Here is a 542-nt window from a genome sequence, read left to right as displayed (position 1 = left end):
CTGCTGCGTGGCAGCGGCAATGCCGATGCCGACGACCGCGTACTGCAGGCGATCCGCGCAGTTGGCCGCATCGACGAGCGTCCCCCGGCATCGCTGGATTTCCCCGCGCGCGTGCTGGTACAGGGCCGACGCCCCGGCGGGTGAATGCTGCCATGACGCTCTTTCCATCGAATTCCCTTTTTCTGCGAGCAAGCCGATGACCCGTTCCAACTCCTTCCCCGTGCTGCGGCACCTGCGTCGCTCTGCCGTGGCCACCGGCATCGTGCTGGCACTGGCCAGCGGCGGTGTCCACGCCCAGCAGGGCGGTGGCGAAAGCACCATGATCAAGCTGATCCGTGGCCTGATGGACAGTGGCGCACTGACCCCGGAAGCCGGCCAGGCATTGCTGCTGGAAGCACAGCGCGATGCGGCCGCATCTACCACGGCCAGCACCGCCGCCGGTACGGCCCAGGCCGGCGATGTGCGCGTGCCGTACATCCCGCAGACCGTGCGCGATGAGATCCGCGATGAGCTCAAGGCCAGCGTGATGACCGAAGCGAAGG

Annotated in this window: 1 protein-coding gene; it reads left to right on the top strand. The window is 67.7% G+C overall.

The window, feature by feature from the left end:
* Positions 1-196: 196 nt before the first annotated feature.
* Positions 197-542, top strand: a 346-nt coding sequence (locus AC1DKR_RS21070; protein ID WP_478035080.1) for a putative porin, incomplete at its 3' end; no start/stop codon positions are given.

This window comes from Stenotrophomonas sp. 01N47, assembly GCF_056399165.1.
This window is presented reverse-complemented; position numbering and strand designations above follow the sequence as displayed.